Annotated in this window: 14 protein-coding genes; 7 read left to right on the top strand and 7 right to left on the bottom strand. The window is 72.4% G+C overall.

Annotated features, from left to right (window positions below):
- Positions 1–141: 141 nt before the first annotated feature.
- Entirely contained in the window at positions 142–939 is a 798-nt protein-coding gene (locus tag ACZ7L0_RS41085) for a VOC family protein (RefSeq protein ID WP_471247703.1), read from the top strand.
- A 29-nt stretch (positions 940–968) separates the two neighbouring features.
- On the top strand, positions 969–1,676 hold the full coding sequence (locus tag ACZ7L0_RS41080; RefSeq protein WP_471247702.1) for a ribonuclease H family protein: 708 nt from the start codon (positions 969–971) through the stop codon (positions 1,674–1,676).
- A 19-nt stretch (positions 1,677–1,695) separates the two neighbouring features.
- Here the strand turns inward: ACZ7L0_RS41080 and melC2 are convergent, their stop codons facing one another.
- Complete coding sequence (gene melC2, locus ACZ7L0_RS41075) at positions 1,696–2,517, bottom strand: tyrosinase MelC2 (protein ID WP_471247701.1); 822 nt, start codon at positions 2,515–2,517, stop codon at positions 1,696–1,698.
- 32 nt (positions 2,518–2,549) lie between these two features.
- A complete protein-coding gene (melC1, locus tag ACZ7L0_RS41070) occupies positions 2,550–2,924 on the bottom strand; it encodes an apotyrosinase chaperone MelC1 (RefSeq protein WP_471247700.1) in 375 nt (124 codons plus the stop codon).
- Between the two features lie 341 nt (positions 2,925–3,265).
- Between melC1 and ACZ7L0_RS41065 the strand changes: the two genes are divergently transcribed.
- The 3 genes from ACZ7L0_RS41065 (at position 3,266) to ACZ7L0_RS41055 (ending at position 6,619) form a co-directional block, all read left to right on the top strand.
- Positions 3,266–4,480 (top strand): FAD-dependent monooxygenase, encoded by a 1,215-nt coding sequence (locus tag ACZ7L0_RS41065; RefSeq protein ID WP_471247734.1) that lies wholly within the window; start codon positions 3,266–3,268, stop codon positions 4,478–4,480.
- A gap of 82 nt (positions 4,481–4,562) precedes the next feature.
- The gene (locus ACZ7L0_RS41060; RefSeq protein WP_471247699.1) at positions 4,563–6,032 is read left to right on the top strand and encodes an MFS transporter; all 1,470 of its coding nucleotides are present in this window, start codon (positions 4,563–4,565) and stop codon (positions 6,030–6,032) included.
- Positions 6,029–6,619, top strand: coding sequence for a TetR/AcrR family transcriptional regulator (locus ACZ7L0_RS41055; RefSeq protein ID WP_471247698.1), 591 nt, complete (start codon positions 6,029–6,031; stop codon positions 6,617–6,619). Before ACZ7L0_RS41060 ends, ACZ7L0_RS41055 begins: the two co-directional genes overlap by 4 nt.
- On the opposite strand, the gene ACZ7L0_RS41050 is transcribed toward ACZ7L0_RS41055, so the two are convergent.
- The gene (locus ACZ7L0_RS41050; RefSeq protein ID WP_471247733.1) at positions 6,616–8,238 is read right to left on the bottom strand and encodes a cholesterol oxidase substrate-binding domain-containing protein; all 1,623 of its coding nucleotides are present in this window, start codon (positions 8,236–8,238) and stop codon (positions 6,616–6,618) included. The genes ACZ7L0_RS41055 and ACZ7L0_RS41050 overlap by 4 nt on opposite strands.
- Before the next feature lie 246 nt (positions 8,239–8,484).
- Here ACZ7L0_RS41050 and ACZ7L0_RS41045 point away from each other — a divergent pair, with 246 nt between their 5' ends.
- Both ACZ7L0_RS41045 and ACZ7L0_RS41040 read left to right on the top strand, forming a co-directional pair.
- Complete coding sequence (locus ACZ7L0_RS41045; protein WP_471247697.1) at positions 8,485–9,468, top strand: aldo/keto reductase; 984 nt, start codon at positions 8,485–8,487, stop codon at positions 9,466–9,468.
- Between the two features lie 154 nt (positions 9,469–9,622).
- Entirely contained in the window at positions 9,623–10,048 is a 426-nt protein-coding gene (locus ACZ7L0_RS41040; protein ID WP_471247732.1) for a DUF6328 family protein, read from the top strand.
- Here ACZ7L0_RS41040 and ACZ7L0_RS41035 read toward each other — a convergent pair.
- The 4 genes from ACZ7L0_RS41035 to ACZ7L0_RS41020 all read right to left on the bottom strand — a co-directional run bounded on the left by ACZ7L0_RS41035 (position 10,033) and on the right by ACZ7L0_RS41020 (position 13,968).
- Positions 10,033–10,695, bottom strand: coding sequence for a DUF2238 domain-containing protein (locus ACZ7L0_RS41035; RefSeq protein ID WP_471247696.1), 663 nt, complete (start codon positions 10,693–10,695; stop codon positions 10,033–10,035). The genes ACZ7L0_RS41040 and ACZ7L0_RS41035 overlap by 16 nt on opposite strands.
- 91 nt (positions 10,696–10,786) lie before the next feature.
- On the bottom strand, positions 10,787–11,212 hold the full coding sequence (locus tag ACZ7L0_RS41030; RefSeq protein ID WP_471247695.1) for an SsgA family sporulation/cell division regulator: 426 nt from the start codon (positions 11,210–11,212) through the stop codon (positions 10,787–10,789).
- 93 nt (positions 11,213–11,305) lie between these two features.
- A complete protein-coding gene (locus tag ACZ7L0_RS41025; protein WP_471247694.1) occupies positions 11,306–12,277 on the bottom strand; it encodes an LLM class F420-dependent oxidoreductase in 972 nt (323 codons plus the stop codon).
- A gap of 56 nt (positions 12,278–12,333) precedes the next feature.
- Positions 12,334–13,968 (bottom strand): serine/threonine protein kinase, encoded by a 1,635-nt coding sequence (locus ACZ7L0_RS41020; protein WP_471247693.1) that lies wholly within the window; start codon positions 13,966–13,968, stop codon positions 12,334–12,336.
- Positions 13,969–14,086: the final 118 nt, after the last annotated feature.

Raw genomic sequence — 14,086 nt, 5'->3', positions numbered from 1 at the left:
CGTCATCCCGCGCCCCGTCCCTTCGTAGGCCGCCGTCTCCTCCCAGTCTCCGGCGCCCGGGCCCGTTCGGCGCGCGGGCCGCCCAGGGCGTGACTAGCGTGAGATCTCGGACAGTCCGTCGAACGGGAGAGGGCCGCGACCATGGCCGTGCAACCTGAGGGAACCCCCTGCTGGGCCGATGCGATGTTCAGTGACGTCGAGGCAGCCAAGAGCTTCTACGGCGACGTCCTCGGCTGGACCTTCGGCGAGTCGTTGTCGGAGTACGGCAATTACACCCAGGCCTACGCGGACGGCAAGGCGGTGGCGGCCGTCGTGCCGCCGATGCCCGGGCAGGAGGGCCAGTCGCAGTGGTGCCTGTACCTCGCCTCCGCCGACGCCGCCGCGACCGCCGACCGGATCCGGGAGAACGGCGGCGAGGTGCTGATGGGGCCGATGGAGGTCGGCGAGTTCGGCACGATGTGCCTGGGCCGTGAGCCGAGCGGCGCCGTGTTCGGCGTCTGGCAGGGCGGCACCCACGAGGGCTTCGAGGCGACCGGGGTGCCGGGCGCCTACTGCTGGGCCGAGGTCTTCACCCGGGAGCCGGGGCGAACGGACGCCTTCTTCCCGGCGGTCTTCCCCTATACCGCACAGCAGATGGACGACGCGGGCGTCGACTTCCGGCTGTTCAAGGTGGGCGAGGACACCGTCCTCGGCCGGATGAGGATGACGGAGGAGTTCCCGCCCGAGGTGCCCTCGTACATCAACGTCTACTTCACCGTCGACGACTGCGACGACGCCGTCGCCCGCGCCACCAAGCTCGGCGGTGTCCTGCGCTTCGGCCCGATGGACAGCCCCTTCGGCCGCTTCGCCGCGCTCAGCGACCCCCAGGGCGCGAACTTCTCGGTGATCGACATCACGACCACGCAGGGCGAGATGCCCAAGACCAAGGACGTCTCCTAGCCGGTCCGGGCGCCCGGAGCGGGCGTGGCATGATCGGGGTCATGCGTGAACGAGTGGTGGCCGCGTGCGACGGGGCTTCGAAGGGAAACCCCGGCCCGGCGGGCTGGGCGTGGGTGATCTCCGACGACGCCGAGAAGCCGGACCGCTGGGAGGCCGGGCCGCTCGGCACCGCCACCAACAACGTCGCCGAACTCACCGCGCTGGAACGCCTGCTGGCAGCGACCGACCCGGACGTGCCGCTGGAGATCCGGATGGACTCGCAGTACGCGATGAAGGCCGTGACCACCTGGCTGCCGGGCTGGAAGCGCAAGGGCTGGAAGACGGCCGCCGGCAAGCCGGTCGCCAACCAGGACCTGGTGGTCCGTATCGACGAGCTGCTCGACGGCCGCTCGGTCGAGTTCCGCTACGTCCCCGCCCACCAGGTCGACGGCGATCCGCTGAACGACTTCGCCGACCGCGCCGCCAGCCAGGCGGCGACCGCGCAGCGCGCGGCGGGCAGCGGCCTCGGTTCCCCCGAGCCGCCGCCCTCGCCCGACGTCCCGGCCTCCTCCGCGCCGCGCCGCAAGGCGCCCCGCCGGACGGGCGGCGGCTCGGGCGGCGGGGCGTCCTCCCGCACGATCAAGGCCAAGTTCCCCGGTCGCTGCGTCTGCGGACGCTCCTACGCGGCCGGTGAGCCGATCGCCAAGAACGCGCAGGGCTGGGGCCACCCGGAGTGCCGTACGGCCGTCGAGGCCTGACCGGGCCGGGCCCGCCGGCTCAGGTGTCGAAGGTGTAGAAGGCCGTGTGGTCCAGCAGGTCCGCCGGGCGCACGTCGTTCCACGGCTTCATCGTCTCGTTGAGGTCCACCACGTTCGGCGTCCCGGCGGCCGGCAGGTAACCGGCGTCCGGGTGCCGGCGCTGCCATTCGGACCACAGCTTGTCGATGTAGGCGTGGTGCAGCCAGAACACCGGGTCGTTGGGGGAGACCCCGGTGGCCATCTGCCCGCCGACCCAGACGTGGACCCGGTTGTGCAGATTGACCCCGCGCCAGCCCTCGAGGTGGTTGCGGAAGCCGTCCGAGGCGCTGTTGAAGGGCGCCTTGTCGTACGTGGACATCGCCAGCACCGACTCGACCTCGGCGGGCGTCGGCAGCTCTCGCACGCCGGAACCGAGCGAGCGGCGCAGGAACGTACGCCCGTCCACCCGTATGCTGATCGGCCAGTTGCCCGTCGACGCGGCGAACGGCCCGTCCATCACCTGGCCGTCCAGGCTGCGTCCGGTGCCGCCGAGGAAGTCCGGTGCCCACAGCGAGGCGCGGACCGTGCGGTCGGTGCTCCAGTCCCAGTACGGCAGCGCGACCGACGCGTCCACCGACTGCAGCGCCCGCTCGAAGTCCAGCAGGAATCTGCGGTGCCAGGGCAGGAACGACGGTGAACGGTGGCCGGTCCGCTCGCCGTTGTCGGTGTCGGCCATGATGAAGGCGTTGTGCGTCCTGACGAACTCGTCATAGCGTCCACCGCGCTTGAGCTCCAGGACGGCGGCGACGAAGCGCCGCTTCTCGTCGGCGGTGAGGCGGGCCTGGTTCTTGCGTACGGTCATGTGCGGGTACTCCGATGTCCTTGCGGGGGCGGTCAGTTGGCGGGGAAGGGCAGCAGCGCCGCGCCCCGCAGCTCGTCGACCGCGGCACGGGCCGCCGCGCGCGGCGTGGGCACCGGGTCGTAGTGGCTGACGACACTGATCCAGCTGCCGTCGGCGTTGCGCATCACGTGCAGTTCCACTCCGTCGACGAGCACGGCGTACCCGCCGCCATGGTCGTGGTGCCCGCCGCCGCTGGCCGGGCGGCCCTGTATCCGGCGGCCCTTGTAGACCTCGTCGAAGGGGGCGGGGGAGGAACCGTGGTGGTGCTCGGCGGCGGACGCGCCGGGCGCGATGGCGGTGCGGATTCCGACGGCGGCGGTGAGGGCCGCCGCGGTGGTGAGCGCGCGGCGTCGGGTGAGTTCGGGCATGCGGGATCTCCTGGTGCGTTCGGGTGATGACCCGGCATGCCTATCGGTCCACCCGAGAGCGGGAGAAATCCCCCAGATCCGGTTGGCTGTGATCCGGACAATTGGCTAGATGTCATACAGAGTTGAACGAAGATGATCTTGCCGTGCGCGAGGGTGCGGCGACCCGGAAGCGGGAATTCCTTGCTCGGGCGGCGATGTTTCCGGCGATCTTTCCCGGCGGCCGTCCGTCCGAGTGGCGCGGCTCACCGCCACAAGCTGACGCGATTCGCAAGCAGGGCCGCGCCCACCCTCTCCCTGTTACTCTGCGTGTCATTCGATTACTGTGAGTGGCTTCCGGAGGTGTGCGCGTGAAGGTCGTCTGCGTCGGAGGCGGGCCCGCCGGCCTGTACCTCGCCATCCTGCTCAAGCGGCAGAACCCGTCCCACGACATCACCGTCCACGAACGCGACCCGGAGGGCTCGACCTACGGCTGGGGCGTGACCTACTGGCGCGGACTGCTCGACAAGCTCCAGGCACACGACCCCGAGTCGGCGCACGCCATCGAGCGGCACTCGGTGCGCTGGAACCACGGCGTCGCGCACGTCCGGGACCTGTCGACCCGGCACCGCGGCGACGAGGGCTTCGGCATCGGCCGGCACCGGCTCCTCGAACTGCTCGCCGGGCGCGCCCGCTCGCTGGGTGTACGGCTCGTGTACGAGAGCGAGATCACGGCCGTGCCCGCGGACGCCGACCTGGTCGTGGCGGCCGACGGCGTGCACAGCGCGCTGCGCGACCGCTACCGCGACCACTTCGGCACGAAGATCACCTCCGGCCGCAACCGCTACATCTGGCTCGGTACCACCCAGGTCTTCGACGCCTTCACCTTCGCCTTCACCGAGACCGAGCACGGCTGGATCTGGTGCTACGGATACGGCTACGGCGACACGCACAGCACCTGCGTCGTCGAGTGCTCCCCCGAGACCTTCACCGGCCTCGGCCTGCACCGGGCGAACGAGGCCGATGGACTGGCACTGCTGGAGAAGCTCTTCGCGGACATCCTCGACGGCCACCCCCTGATCGGCCGCTCCGCCGCCGACGGCAGCGCCCAGTGGCTGACCTTCCGCACCCTCACCAACCGCACCTGGTACCGCGACAACCTCGTCCTGCTCGGTGACGCCGCGCACACCACCCACTACTCCATCGGCGCGGGCACCACCCTCGCCCTGGGGGACGCGATCTGCCTGGCCGGCGTCCTGCGGGAGCACGGCAGACGCCCGCAGGCCCTCGCGGCCTACGAGCGCCAGCGCCAGCTGGAGCTGCTCTCCGTGCAGAGCGCGGCCCGCTACAGCGCCCAGTGGTACGAGAACCTGCACCGCTACATCGACCTGCCCCCGCACCAGATGTTCGCCCTGCTCGGCCAGCGCCACTCGCCCCTGCTGCCCTACGTCCCGCCGCAGCTGTACTACGGCATCGACAAGGCGGCCGGGCGGCTGGAGGTGCTGCGCCGGTTCAAGCGGTGGCTCGGGCCGAGGGCGGCCCGGGCACTGCACGCCCGCTCCTCGGGCACCCGCGGATAAGGACGGGTAAGGTGGGTGAATAGTCATTCACCCGTCAGGGTGAATGACTATTCACCTCGCGCGCCGCCCCGCAGGAGTACCGATGGACCAGCCCGTCCCGATAGTCCGCCCCCTGCGGGACCGCCTCACCATCCCGGTGCTGGCGTCCGGCGGGATCCTCATGGCGGTCATGCAGACGGTCGTCGTCCCCCTGCTGCCCGACCTGCCCCGGCTGACCGGCGCCTCGGCGGCCACCGTCTCCTGGATGGTCACGGCGACCCTGCTCTCCGGCGCCGTCCTCACCCCGGTGCTGGGCCGGGCCGGCGACATGTACGGCAAGCGCCGGGTGCTGACGGCGTCCCTCGCCCTGATGACCGTCGGCTCGGTGCTGTGCGCCCTGTCCTCCGACATCGCCGTCCTCATCGCGGCCCGCGCCCTGCAGGGCGCCGCCGCCTCCGTCGTACCGCTCTCCATCAGCATCCTGCGCGACGAACTGCCGCCCCAGCGCCGGGGCTCCGCGGTCGCGCTGATGAGCTCCACCGTCGGCATCGGCGCCGCCCTGGGCCTGCCGCTCGCCGCGGTGGTCGTGCAGTACGCCGACTGGCACACGATGTTCTGGCTGACCAGCGCCCTCGGCGCGCTCGGTGTGACGGCCGTGTGGTGGGCGGTGAGGGAGTCGCCGGTGCGCGAGCCGGGCCGGTTCGACGTCCTCGGGGCGCTCGGCCTTGCCGCCGGGCTGGTGTGCCTGCTGCTGGCGGTGTCCCAGGGCGGGCAGTGGGGGTGGGGCAGCGCACGGGTCCTCGCCCTGTTCGCCGGCGCCGTCCTCGTCCTGGCGCTGTGGTGGTGGCAGCAGCTGCGCGCCGACCGGCCCCTGGTCGACCTGCGGCTGGTGACCCGCCCCCGGGTGGGCCTCTCCCATGTCGCCGCCCTGCTCACGGGCTTCGCCTTCTACGCCAACTCCCTGGTGACGGCCCAGTTGGTGCAGGCGCCGAAGGCCACCGGGTACGGGCTGCAGCTGTCGATCGTCGCCACCGGCCTCTGCCTGCTGCCCGGCGGTGTCACCATGCTTCTGTTCTCACCCGTCTCGGCCCGCATCTCGGCGACGCGCGGGCCGCGGATCACGCTCGCCCTCGGGGCCGCCGTCATCGCCTGCGGCTACGCCGTGCGCATCGCCGACAGCCGTGACCTGTGGATGATCATCCTGGGGGCCACGGTGGTGGCGACCGGCACCACCCTGGCCTACTCCGCGCTGCCCACCCTGATCCTGCGCGCGGTCCCGGCCGGGCAGACCGCCTCCGCCAACGGCGTCAACGTCCTGATGCGCACCATCGGCCAGGCCACCTCCAGCGCCGCCGTCGCCGCCGTCCTCGTACACCACAGCAGACCGCTCGGCGGGGTTCCCGTGCCCACGCTGCACGGTTACCTCCTGGCGTTCGCGATGGCCGGCGCCGTCGCCCTGGCGGCCTGCGCCGCGGCCCTGTCCATCCCCGGCGACGCCCCCGCCGGTGACGGCACCGGGCCGGCCGACGGCGGTACCCGGGACACCCGGGACGAGGCGATGGAGGAAGCGTGAGCGCCGAGACCGCGTCCGCCCGCCGGGACGCCGAGGCGACCAAGGCGGCCATCCTCCGCGCGGCCCGCCACCTCATGGCCCGGCAGGCGCACGCCGACATCACGCTCAAGGCCGTCGCCGAACGCGCCGGTGTCAGCCCGCCGCTGATCGTGAAGTACTTCGGCAACAAGGACGCCCTCTTCGCCCGCGTCATGTCCTTCGAGGCCGACGCCTCCGCCCTGCTGGACGCGCCCCTGGACAGGCTCGGCCGGCACATGGTCCGGCACGTCCTGGACAGCCAGCGCGAGCGGGGCGCCGACCCGCTGCTGCGCATCGCCTTCGCGCCCCTGCACGGCGACCGCGGCGAGGTCCTGCGCGCCAACTTCCGCGCCCAGGTGACCGAACGCCTCGCCGAGCGCCTCACCGGCCCCGACGCGCCCCTGCGCGCCGAACTGGCCGTCGCCGTCCTCCTCGGCCTCGGCCTGATGTACGGCATCGCGCGCGGCCCGCACGTGCGCGCGAGCGACGTCGACGACCTCACGGAACGGTACGGGGCCCTCGTCCAGGCACAGCTGACGCCCGGGCGGTCCCACGCGCCCGGGCGCTAGGACAGCAACCGGTCGAGGAAGGCGTTGCCGAACACCCGGTGCGGGTCCAGCCGGTTCAGGATGCCGGTCGCCCGGTCGAAGTCGGCCCGGCCGAGAGAGGCCGGGACCGCCGTGCCGAGCACCTCCTCGTCGCTCCAGACGGCGTCATCGGTGTAGGCCCAGCCCTTGGACCACTCCACACGGGCGCGGGCGTACCCGCCGTCGTACGTGTCCAGCAGGAACCGCTCCAGCTCGCGCAGGAACGCCTCCGCGTACGGGGTGCCGGGCAGTGTCAGGACGTCCAGCCAGACCGCCGTGTCCCACTCGGGGTGGTCCTCGTCGGGGCGCAGCGCGGACAGCGACGGGGCGCGGGCGCCGTCGACTCCGGCGTCCCCGGGGTCGTCCAGGCCGGTCACCCGGATCTCGACCGAGCCGTTGACCGGATAACGGCCGAGCGCCGCGTACGCGGTGAGGCGCTCCCGGTAGAAGGCGGTGAACTCGTGCACGACCCGCTGCACCCGGCCGCGGGTGGTGAGCACCGCGTACCCGTTGGCGGTCACCCGCAGCGTGGTCGGCCTGATGTACAGCAGCGTGTTCTTCGACGGCCCCCAGAGGTCGGCGGACAGCGTGGCCGTGAGCCCGAGGGCGGCGGTGTCGAGCTGGGCGTTGCCGAGGACCGGCGCCAGGTACCAGGCGGCGTCCGACACCATGCGGCCGGCCAGGTCGGCCACGAGTGTCGGCACGTTGTCGGAGAAGGGGTAGTTGTACGGCGTCGTGACGTGCCGGGAGCCCGCGGGCCGGGTCGGCGCGAGGCTCCACTCCTTCAGCCACGGGAACTCGGTGAAGGCGAACCAGATCGCCTCGACGCGCCCGGACCGGCTCAGGAAGGTGTCGAAGGTCCGCCCGCCGGAGCCGGGCTGCGCGAACAGTTCGGCGGCCGGGATGTCGGTACGGCTGACGCAGCGCAGATCGCTGTCGGCACCCACCCGCAGCACGACCTCGGTGACCAGCGCGCGCCCCAGGTGGGTGAGGAGCGCGGCGCAGTCCGCCTCGTCCCGGTGGAACGTTCGCAGGACGTAGGCCCCGCCGCCCTCGTCCCACACCACCGCCGTCAGTGACAGCACCAGGTTGCTGAGCGAGCCGTACGTGTGCCCCGGCACCGGCTGCTCGCCAGCCGCCGGCACGGCCGTACCGTGCGCGTCGATCGCGAGGGCGCCGCCGAGTGTGAGGTCGCCGGGTGCGGGCGCGGCCGTGAGCCCGAGGCCGTGCTCCTCCAGGAAGGTGAGCAGTGCCTCCATGGTGACGCCGGTGCCGGCGCGCACCGCCGACGGGGAGTCCAGTGCCAGCGAGGTCAGGTGGGGCGCGGTGTCCACCAGCAGGACCGGGGTGTCCGCCGCCGTCCCCTCGGTGACCGTCAGCGGTGACCAGCCGTGGGAGCAGCCCCGGGCCCGGACCCGCCGCCCGTTGCCGTGGGCCCAGTTGACGACGGAGACGACCTGGGCCGGGCCGGTCGGGGCGCAGGCCCACAGTCCGTCGGCGGTGATCTCGCCGGCCCAGTTGCGGTAGGCCGAGCGATACAGCGCGACATCCGCGGGGAAGCCCGGCAGTTCGGCCGCGGCGACGGCCCGATCGGCCGGCATCAGGGCCGGCGCGGCGGCCAGGGCGGCAGCGGTGCGGAGGAACCCGCGGCGGCTCCAGGGTGCCGAACCGCCGTTTTCGGACGGGAGGTCGCTCACTGGACGATCGGTCACCCGGGCCACGCTAGGGCCCGCTTGACGCATACCGGTTTTCTGTCGACACGAATCACCCGTACGGGTGAACGATGCACAGGTTCCACGCCGGACGGCCGCTCCGCGCGGCACGTCGGCGAATGACAGACTGGCGGCATGGACGAACGCGTGATGGGCAGGTCGGGGCAGTCGGCATCGGTCGTGGGCCTCGGCACCTGGCAGCTGGGCGCCGACTGGGGCGACGTGGACGACAAGCAGGCCCTCGGCGTACTGGAGGCGGCGGCCGAGTCGGGGGTGACCTTCTTCGACACCGCCGACGTGTACGGCGACGGGCACAGCGAGGAGACCATCGCCGCCTTCCTCAGCGGCAGGCCCGATCTGCACGTGCTGGTGGCCACCAAGATGGGCCGCCGGGTCGAGCAGATCCCCGAGAACTACGTCCTGGACAACTTCCGCGCCTGGAACGACCGTTCGCGCCGCAACCTCGGCGTCGACCGCATCGACCTGGTGCAGCTGCACTGCCCGCCGACCCCGGTCTACTCCTCGGGCGAGGTGTTCGACGCCCTGGACACGCTGGTGGAGGAGGAGCGGATCGCCGCCTACGGCGTGAGCGTGGAGACCTGCGCCGAGGCGCTGACCGCGATCGCCCGCCCGCACGTGGCGAGCGTCCAGATCATCCTCAACCCCTTCCGGATGAAGCCGCTGCGCGAGGTGCTCCCGGCCGCGCGGGAGGCGGGCGTCGGCATCATCGCGCGCGTGCCGCTCGCCTCCGGGCTGCTGTCCGGCAAGTACACCAAGGACACGGTCTTCGCGGCCAACGACCACCGCACCTTCAACCGGCACGGCGAGGCCTTCGACCAGGGTGAGACGTTCTCCGGCGTCGACTACGAGACCGGCGTCGAGGCGGCGGCCGAGTTCGCCGCGCTCGCCCCCGAGGGATACACCCCCGCCCAGCTGGCCCTGCGCTGGATCATCGAGCAGCCGGGCGTCACCACGGTCATCCCCGGTGCCCGCACCCCGGAGCAGGCCCGCGCCAACGCGGCGGCGGCCAAGCTCCCCGCGCCGCCCGAGGAGACGTTCACCGCGATCCGGGACCTGTACGGCCGCCGGATCGGGGGCCAGGTGGAGGGCCGCTGGTAGCAGGCGGCTGAGCAGGCACGACTTCGCCGTTTCTGGGCACTCGCGAGACACAGGACTCGCATCGCCGAAGACGGGAGGAAACGTGGCGGACACCGGAGAGGGCGTCGAAAGGCGTCGGGGGCGCGACGAGACCGAGGAGGAGAGAGCCGACCGGATGTGGGGCGAGCTGATCCAGGAGGTCCGCGTCGCCCAGACCGGGGTGCAGATCCTCTTCGGCTTTCTGCTCACCGTCGTCTTCACGCCCAAGTACGACCTTCTCAGCCACACCGACCAGGTCATCTACATCGTGACGGTGTGCCTGGGCTCGTGCGCCACCGGTGCCCTCATCGGCCCGGTGTCCCTGCACCGCATCGTCGCCGGGCGGCGGGTGAAGCCGCACGCGGTGCGGCTGGCGTCCCGGCTGACCTTCATCGGCCTGGTGCTGCTGCTGGCCACCATGACGGCGTCCCTGCTGCTGATTCTGCGCGTCGCCACCCACGACGGATATGTGCCGTACCTGGTGGCCGCGGTGGTCGTCTGGTACCTGGTGTGCTGGTACGCGGTGCCCCTGTGGGCGCGCAGGCGTCACACCTCGCGCTGAGCCCGTCCGGACTCCAGCGCCGCCAGCCCGCGGTCGTGCACCCGGCTGAGCAGCAGCAGCGACAGCGTGGCGCCGACGAGGGCGCAGAACATGTCCCACTGTGTGTCCCACACGTCGCCCTGGGTGGCGAGGAAGGCGTCGGCGCCGTGTCCGCCGATCTCGGCGGCCAGCCACTCCAGCAGCTCGAACACCGCGCTGAAGGCGAGGCAGGCGGACACGGTCAGCGGCGCCAGCCACCGGCTGCCGCGCAGCGGTGAGGTGCGGCTGAGCAGTTCCCGTACCAGCACCGCCGGGACGAAGCCCTGCATCAGGTGGCCGAACCGGTCGTACGGATTGCGGTCGAGGCCGAACGTGTCGCGCGCCCAGTCGCCCAGCGGCACCTGCGCGTAGGTGTAGTGGCCGCCCAGGGCAAGTACCAGCGCGTGTGCGGCCAGCAGCCCGCACAGCAGGCCGGTCAGCGGGAACCGCCGCCAGGTCAGCACCACCAGCGGTAGCCCGATCAGCACCCACACCGTCTCCAGGAACCACGTGGTGCGGTCGCGCGCTCCCCACGCCGAGAGGATCATCCCGGCGACCACCACCCCCGCCGCCAGCACGGGCAGGGTCGGGCGCGCGGCGCGGCGCGGGACGGGGTGCACTGCGGTCATGGCGGGCTCCTTGTCGCGGGAGCCCTCATCGTGACGGGACCGGCCGGCGGAGGGCATGAGTACGGCTACTCAGCCGTCATCGTGCGGTCGCTCAGCCCGTGGCGAGGATCTGCGCCAGGAAGTCGTCCACCCGGACCTCCTCGTGCCCCGGTGCGACGGCCTTCCAGGTCTCCCGCAGGAAGGCGGTGACGGCGGGCGCCCACGCGTACACCACCGCGTGGTGGCGGCCCCCGTCGGCGCGCGCGTCGCCGAGGAAGTCCATCCGCAGCTCCTGCCACGGCCCGGTGGCCGCCGGCCGGAACCGCACGTCCCCGACGCCCACCGGCTTCTCCAGCCCGTCGGCGATCATCTCCCGGTCCAGCCGCCACCGGGCGAGCACCCGCCCGTCGTGGGCGAACACCGCCGTGACGGCGAACGGGTCGTCCGCGTCGTACGTCAGGTGGGCGAGCACGGGACAGCGTTCCGTACCGCCCGCCTGGAGCTGTACGACGAGGGTCTTGTGCACGAAGGGAGTCACGCGAGGGCCTCCGGGACGATCGACGTAGGACCCTCTAGTACCCCTCCGGGGCACAAGATGCTCAGTCGTTCGGGTGATTGCCGTTACTTGACCTCAGTCGAGCGCGTCACGCAGTGCCGGCAGCAGTGTCTTCGCCGACCAGTCCAGGTACGCGGGCTGGGAGTCGCCGCCGATCTGCACCAGGGCGATCTCGGTGAACCCGGCCTCGGCGTACGGCCGTACGGCTTCCACGAAGTCGTCCGGGTCGTCGCCGCACGGGATCGACGCGGCCACGTCGTCGGGCGTCACGAACTGGGTCGCCGCCTCGAAGGAGTCCGGGTGCGGCAGTTCGGAGTTGACCTTCCAGCCGCTGCCGAACCAGCGGAACTGGGCGTGGGCGCGCTTGATCGCGGTGTCCCGGTCGGGGTCGTAGCAGACCGGCAGCTGGCCCACCCGCGGCTTGCCGGTGCCGCCGTGCCGGTCGAAGGCCTCCAGGAGTCCCGCCTTCGGCTCCGTGGCGATCACCAGGTCCGCGTGATGGCCCGCGAGCTTGCAGGACTGCTCGCCGGAGACGGCGATGCCGATCTGCGGCGGCTCCTCCGGCAGGTCCCACAGCCGGGCCGACTCCACGTCGAAGTGCCGGCCGTGGTGGGTGACGTGACCGCCGTCGAAGAGCGCGCGGATGATCTCCACGGCCTCCTCCAGCATCTCGTGCCGTACGTCGACCGGCGGCCAGCCACCGCCCACCACGTGTTCGTTCAGGTTCTCCCCGGAGCCGAGCCCCAGCCGGAACCGGCCCTCGGACAGCAGCTGCAGCGTCGCCGCCTTCTGCGCCACGATCGCCGGGTGGTAGCGGAAGCTCGGACACGTCACGTACGTCATCAGCGGAATGCGCGACGTGGCCTGGGCGGCGGCGCCCAGGACGCTCCACGCGTAGGGGGAGTGGCCCTGCGCGCGCAGCCATGGGAAGTAGTGGTCCGAGGTCACCGAGAAGTCGAAGCCGGCCTCCTCGGCGCGCACCAGGTGGTCGACGAGGTCACGCGGGCCGGCCTGCTCGGTCATCATCGTGTATCCGATTTGCACCATAGGCATCGGGTCCCCGGCCTGCCCGACCGAAAACGGCCCGTTCGTACGGTACGGCGTCAGTCCGCCGACGGCCGGAAGGTCCGCAGGAAGGTGCTCTGCGCCTCGCGGTTCACGGCGTCCTCCCAGTCGGCGGCCGGGGTGGTGAAGCGCAGGGAGAAGGCGCGCCGGTCGCCGATGAGGAAGCCGCGGCCGAAGGTGCGCTCGGCGTCGCCGCCGGTCCCGGAGACCCACTCCATGTCGGCCGCCTTGTAGCCCTGGTAGGTGGTCGCCCGGATCGCGCCGATCCGCCGGTAGCCCGCCTGCTTCTCCAGGTCCGGTTCCACGTCGTCGCGCCAGATGGCGACCGGGTCCGGCCCGACGCGTTCGCCTTCGCTGTAGGTGACCGCCAGGGTGGAGGAGTCGTCCCCCGTGCCGAAGGTGACGCGGTAGGCGTCGGACACGCGCGAGGTGCGCAGCCGCTTCCAGCCGTCGGGCAGCGCGACGGAGAAGCCCTCCGGCGCGGTGTACCGGTGGTAGCCGTCCGGCAGGGCGCCGGCGGTGGCCGACGGCGAGGGACGGGCCGAGGGGGTGGAGCTCGGCTTGGCGGTCGGGGTGGGCGTGGGGGAGGGGGTGGGGGGCTCGCTGCCGTCGGTGCGGTCGCTCGGGGCGGCCGTGGCGGACGGCCGGGGGGTGGTGGCGGAGGCGGCCTTGTCGGCGTCGGTGTCGGTACCGGGCAGATGGTTGGTCGCGGCGAGCACGGCGACCGCGACGGTGACCACGGCCAGCGCGGTCCCGGCGACCATGGTCCGCCTGCTCCACGCCCCGCCGGAGCGCAGGACGGCGTAGGCGCCCCGCAGCCGGGGGACGGAGGCGATCCGCAGCTCCGCGTCCGGGTCCTCGTTCAGGATCCGGGTGAGGGCCTCGCGCGCCACCGGCCGGGTCAGCCGTTCCCGGCAGTCCTTGCGCAGCAGTCCCTGCACGACCTGGGCCAGCGGACCGGCACGCAGCGGGGTGCGCAGGGGCAGCCGGTCCACGCCCTTCAGGGTGGCCTCGAACCGGCCGCGGTCCCGGAACGGCGGCCGGCCCTCCACCATCGTGTAGAGGATCGCGCCCAGCGCCCACAGGTCCGCCGCCGGGCCGATGCGCTCGTCGCGGGCCTGTTCGGGGGAGGCGTACGACGGTGCGGTCACCCGGGGTACGAGGGTCGCGCCGGCCAGCCCGAAGCCCGCGACGACGACCGGCCCCCGGTCGCGCACGAACACCTGGCCGGGGCTGAGCTCGCCGTGCGTGAAGCCCTCGTCGTGCGCGGCCTCCAGCACGTCGAGCACCTCCAGCCCGATCCGGGCCGCCCGCACATAGGAGAACGTCCCCTCCTGGGCGAGCAGTTCGCTCAAGGGCGTCCCGCCGATCACGTCGGTGACCGTCCACAGCGTGCCGGACTCCTCGACCGCGTCGATCACCGTCGGCACCCGGCCGGGGCGGAGCACGCTCATGACCTCCGAGGTGCGCAGGACGCGGGCGCAGGTGCGGCGCGCGGTTTCCTCGGCCGGGCCGGCCGGCAGCGCGATCTGGCTGACCAGCCGTGGGCGCTCCGCCTCCAGGTCCTCGGCATACCAGCAGACGCGATTCGTCTCGCGGCCGACGACCTCGAGGAGCCGGTACCTGCCCGCGACCGGCTCGTGTGCGGAGACGTGCGCCTTGACCATGGTCATCCCTCGCTGCAACCCCTGCCTCGTCTTTCCCAGAGGTACGCGGCGGTCGGCGGGGTGCGTTCAAAGGATCCGCAACTCCGAGGCGCTTCTTGCCTTTTATTCAAGCGAGGGACGGCGT

The organism is Streptomyces sp. NPDC039424 (assembly GCF_055639495.1).
Note: the sequence above shows the minus strand (reverse complement) of the source record. Positions and strands in the feature narration are given on the sequence as shown.

What these genes read in the sequence shown, in the direction of transcription:
- ACZ7L0_RS41080 (WP_471247702.1), top strand. Translation starts at nt 969, where the DNA reads ATGATCGGGGTCATGCGTGAACGAGTGGTGGCCGCGTGCGACGGGGCT.
- ACZ7L0_RS41035 (WP_471247696.1), bottom strand. Translation starts at nt 10,695, where the DNA reads ATGACCGCAGTGCACCCCGTCCCGCGCCGCGCCGCGCGCCCGACCCTG.
- ACZ7L0_RS41050 (WP_471247733.1), bottom strand. Translation starts at nt 8,238, where the DNA reads ATGCCGGCCGATCGGGCCGTCGCCGCGGCCGAACTGCCGGGCTTCCCC.
- melC1 (WP_471247700.1), bottom strand. Translation starts at nt 2,924, where the DNA reads ATGCCCGAACTCACCCGACGCCGCGCGCTCACCACCGCGGCGGCCCTC.
- melC2 (WP_471247701.1), bottom strand. Translation starts at nt 2,517, where the DNA reads ATGACCGTACGCAAGAACCAGGCCCGCCTCACCGCCGACGAGAAGCGG.
- ACZ7L0_RS41025 (WP_471247694.1), bottom strand. Translation starts at nt 12,277, where the DNA reads ATGGTGCAAATCGGATACACGATGATGACCGAGCAGGCCGGCCCGCGT.
- ACZ7L0_RS41045 (WP_471247697.1), top strand. Translation starts at nt 8,485, where the DNA reads ATGGACGAACGCGTGATGGGCAGGTCGGGGCAGTCGGCATCGGTCGTG.
- ACZ7L0_RS41085 (WP_471247703.1), top strand. Translation starts at nt 142, where the DNA reads ATGGCCGTGCAACCTGAGGGAACCCCCTGCTGGGCCGATGCGATGTTC.
- ACZ7L0_RS41040 (WP_471247732.1), top strand. Translation starts at nt 9,623, where the DNA reads ATGTGGGGCGAGCTGATCCAGGAGGTCCGCGTCGCCCAGACCGGGGTG.
- ACZ7L0_RS41020 (WP_471247693.1), bottom strand. Translation starts at nt 13,968, where the DNA reads ATGACCATGGTCAAGGCGCACGTCTCCGCACACGAGCCGGTCGCGGGC.
- ACZ7L0_RS41060 (WP_471247699.1), top strand. Translation starts at nt 4,563, where the DNA reads ATGGACCAGCCCGTCCCGATAGTCCGCCCCCTGCGGGACCGCCTCACC.